Source organism: Deinococcus sp. (genome assembly GCF_030523985.1).
GTDB lineage: Bacteria > Deinococcota > Deinococci > Deinococcales > Deinococcaceae > Deinococcus.
This window is the reverse complement of record NZ_JAUNHK010000089.1, coordinates 1-3,809: the sequence shown is the minus strand read 5'-3', so window position 1 is coordinate 3,809 and position 3,809 is coordinate 1. Positions and strand designations below refer to the sequence as shown.

Here is a 3,809-nt window from a genome sequence, read left to right as displayed (position 1 = left end):
CATGGGCGAGGCGTACCCCGAACTGAAGCAGAATCAGGCCAAAGTGGAAAAGGCGTTGCAGGACGAAGAAGCACGCTTCCTGAAGACGCTAGAAGGCGGGATTCAGCGCCTGAATGATTTGGTTATTCGTCAAGTTCTCAATGACAGCTACTCTGTTTCCACGAACGAGAAGGGGCAGAGTATTGCTAAAGAATCGGCCGACCACGTTTACTGGGCCTATGCCAAGGCCAAGCAGCTTGGGCTTGATGCCAAACGCTATCTAGACTCTGCTCCTCGCTTTATGGCTCAACCTCCATTGCCTTCAGGAGAAGTTTCCCTCGTCGTCGAAGGCGGCATCACTCTGATGGGCGAAGAGCTTATCGAACACGCGATTAAGGACAAGGAATTCGGAAAAGCGCCAGCGGGAAGCGTCATCTCTGGCGCGGACGCGTTTGAACTCTACGACACCTACGGTTTCCCCGTTGACCTGACCCGCGAAATTGCCGAGGAATACGGCGTCAGCGTGGACGAAGCGGGCTACGCCGAGAGCTTGGAACACGCGCAGGAAGTCGCCCGCGCAGGCTCCAAGTACGGCAAATCCGAACTGTTTGGCGGCAATCAGGAGGCGCTGGACGGCCTCGCGGCGACTGAATTTATCGGCTACGACCACCTGCAAGGCGAAGGCCAAGTGCTGGCGCTGGTGGGCGGCGGCGAACGCCTGAGCACGCTCGGCGCGGGCAGCGAGGCAACCGTGATTCTCAGCCGCACCCCCTTCTACGGCGAGGGCGGCGGCGAGGTGGGCGACACGGGGCGCATTGAGTGGGACGGCGGCGCTGGCATCGTGCGCGACACCCAGAAGACCAAACAGGGCGTGTTCCTGCATGACGTGCTGGTCGAAGAAGGCGAACTGACCGAAGGTGCCACCGTTCGCGCTGTGGTCGCCCCCAGCCGCGCCGCGATTCAGCGTCACCACACCGCCACCCACCTGCTGCACGCGGCCCTCAAAGCCGTGCTGGGCGAAGGCGTGGCGCAAAAAGGTTCGCTGGTCGCCGCTGACCGCCTGCGCTTCGACTTCTCGCACGGCTCGGCCTTGACCGCCGAGGAAATCGCCAAGGTGGAGCAACTCGTGAGCCGCTGGGTGAGCGCCAACTTCGCCGTATCGTGGAAAGAGATGCCGATTGCCGAGGCCAAAGCCGCAGGCGCAACGGCCCTTTTCGGTGAAAAATACGGCGAAACCGTGCGCGTGGTGAAGGTGGAAGGCGACGTGGACTATAACGGCGCGGCGGTGTCCAGCATGGAACTCTGCGGCGGAGCGCATGTGACGCGCACGGGCGACATCGGCGCGTTCGTAATTCTGGCGGATGAAAACGTGGCAGCGGGCGTGCGGCGCATTGAGGCGCTGGCGGGCGACGCGGCGACCGCTTGGGTCCGCGAACGCCTAAACGCTATGGCGAAAGCTGCCGCCCTGCTGAACACCAACCCCGAAGGACTGGAAGCGCGTGTGGGCGGCCTGCAAGCCCAGCTGAAAGCCGCCGAAAAAGAAACCGCCAACGTGCGCAAGCAACTGGCCGAAGCCCAGATGGGCGGGGGCGGCAGCGCGGCGCAAACCCGCGAGTTGGGCGGCTTCAAGGTCGCCAGCCTGAAACTGTCGGGCATCGAGGGCAACGAACTCCGCAGCGCCGCCGACAAGCTGCTGGACACCAGCGGGGCCGACATTGTGGTGATTGCCGCCGACAAGGGCTTGGTTGTGAAGGCCACCAAAGCAGCGGTGGAACGCGGCGCACACGCGGGCCAACTGGTCGGGAAGCTGGCGGCGGCAGGCGGCGGCAAAGGTGGAGGCCGCCCCGACATGGCGCAGGCGGGGATTACGGACGCGGCGGGGGCGTTGGGGGCGCTGGAAACGGCGTTCTGATGCCGATGGCTGAGAGCTGATGGCAGAAAAGAAGCCGGGGCGTAGGCCTCGGCTTTTTTATGTGTTGTAGCCCAGTCTCACTCCACCAGCCCCGCGTAAACCCGCCCCACATCTAGCTCCGTCTCCAAGCAAGGCAGCGGAATGACACCGTTTTCATATTCGGTCAGCACCCAGTCGCCTTCTGCTCTAGCGTAGGCATAGATGCGCCGCTCGTTTTGCTCGACCAGCAGGTAGGTTTGTAGGCTGGGCAACTTGGTGTAAGCGGCGAATTTGCCGGTGCGGTCATGGGCGGCGGTACTGCCCGAGAGCACTTCTACGATCAGGCAGGCGTCCGTCTCAAAGTCCTGTTCTGGTTCGTCGGGGCTGCAAGACACCATCACGTCGGGGTAAAAAAAGTTGCGCCAGCCATCGGCCCGCAGCTTCATGTCAGAGGCATAAGGGCGACATCCCCGCGCGACGGCGACTTCTTCTAACATGGACACGATTCTCACGGTCAGCCGCACATGCCTGCGGCTCGCCCCCGCCTGGGCATGCAGGGGATACACGAAGCCGTCTACAAACTCGTGTTTCTCCTGCGCTTCACGTTCACTCCGCAGATATTCCTCAGGAGTCATGCGTTTGAAGGCGGGGTCGGTCATGACCTCAGTTTACTTTCTGGTCGTCTCCTCCCCCAGGCCCGCGAAAAACTGTGTCACGTGCCAGCCGTCACATGCCGCGTGGTTGGCCTGCATCGCCAGTGGCAGCAGCACGCGGCCGTCCCCGACTCGGCAGTGCCCCGCCGTGAAAACAGGCATCAGATACTCGCGCCCGTAGTCCAGATTGAACGCCGTAAAGTCCAGCCAGGGTGCAATGGCAATGTTCCGCGCGTGGGCAGGACTGGGACCCTTCGGGAAGAGGACAGGCTGGTCGCCGTACTGCTCCACATCGGCCCGGTAGCGTTCCAGAAACATCTCAAAATCGGGGTGATATTCCGTCCACAGCACCGAAAAAGTCTCGCTGTCAGGATGAAAGACGGTGTAGGCGGGCCAGATTTCTTCCCAGTAGCCGACTTCGCCCGCCTGCTCGGTCACGCGGAGCGCGGAAAGGCGGTTCGCCACGCGACAAATGGCATGAATCAGCGCGGGGGCAAAGGGCGCAGGCCCCTGCTCCAGTGCTGTTACGTTCACCCTTTGCGTCACCGAGTAGCTACACGGTTACAGCGGTAATGTGCGTAGGTTTCACGGCGAGGCCAGCCTGCGGGAAAGGGCAAAAAGCGCATAGGCTCAGGCTCACCCCCAGGTAAACTGGTGTATGACCCAGCACCCCCTAGACGGCATTCTCGACATCCTCAAAGAAGCGCTGGAAGGCGGCGACCCCGAAGCAGGCACGGCTTTCGTGGAAAATACCCGCGCCGACGGGGTGCGGCATGGGCTGTTGCCGACCCTGGAGCGCCTCAGCGCACCGCAGGCCAGCCGCGAGATCCACGGGGCCAGCATCGCCGGGCATGCCCGCCACAGCGCCCTGCATCTGGAAGTGCTGGTGCGCTGGGAAAGAGACGGCGAACGCGGCCCCTTCGACTGGAAAGGCAGCTTTCTGCCCATGCAGGTGGGTGCGGAGGGGAGGAGTGGGAGGCGGTGCAGCAGCGGCTCTGGGCGGCCTACGCCGAGGTGCTGGCCTATGCCGAAACCATGCGCGAAAAGCCCACCGACGGCAACCTGACCGCCACTTTTGCCGGAGCCGCCGCCCACGTCGCCTACCACCTGGGGGCCGTGCGGCAGATGGTCAAAGAACTGGGGAAATAACCCCGCGCCCAGCGGCTTTACTCCCTCTCCCCTGGTCTGCCCCCGCTCGCCAGTCGGTAGAGCGCCCACTGTCCGGCAGCAGACCAGGCCACCAGCAGCGTGAGGATGGCCCCCGCTGCCAGCGCCCCCAGCCGCAG

4 protein-coding genes are annotated in these 3,809 nt (G+C 63.3%); 2 read left to right on the top strand and 2 right to left on the bottom strand.

The genetic code is table 11. The features are described from left to right. Window positions 1-1,891 (top strand): alanine--tRNA ligase-related protein (locus Q4C89_RS11680; RefSeq protein WP_303102790.1); only part of this gene is annotated, 1,891 nt, incomplete at its 5' end. 77 nt (window positions 1,892-1,968) lie between these two features. Here the strand turns inward: Q4C89_RS11680 and Q4C89_RS11675 are convergent. Then, window positions 1,969-2,529 carry a Uma2 family endonuclease gene (locus Q4C89_RS11675; protein ID WP_303102789.1) on the bottom strand — a complete coding sequence of 187 codons (561 nt, stop codon included), beginning with the start codon at window positions 2,527-2,529 and terminating at the stop codon, window positions 1,969-1,971. Between the two features lie 9 nt (window positions 2,530-2,538). After that, the gene (locus Q4C89_RS11670; RefSeq protein ID WP_303102788.1) at window positions 2,539-3,057 is read right to left on the bottom strand and encodes a CatA-like O-acetyltransferase; all 519 of its coding nucleotides are present in this window, start codon (window positions 3,055-3,057) and stop codon (window positions 2,539-2,541) included. Between the two features lie 124 nt (window positions 3,058-3,181). On the opposite strand from Q4C89_RS11670, the gene Q4C89_RS11665 reads away from it, so the two are divergent. After that, entirely contained in the window at window positions 3,182-3,589 is a 408-nt protein-coding gene (locus Q4C89_RS11665; RefSeq protein WP_303102787.1) for a hypothetical protein, read from the top strand. The last annotated feature ends 220 nt before the right edge of the window (window positions 3,590-3,809 follow it).

Excerpts from the sequence above, each read along its gene's own strand:
- Q4C89_RS11665 (WP_303102787.1), top strand. The coding sequence starts at position 3,182 with ATGACCCAGCACCCCCTAGACGGCATTCTCGACATCCTCAAAGAAGCG.
- Q4C89_RS11675 (WP_303102789.1), bottom strand. The coding sequence starts at position 2,529 with ATGACCGACCCCGCCTTCAAACGCATGACTCCTGAGGAATATCTGCGG.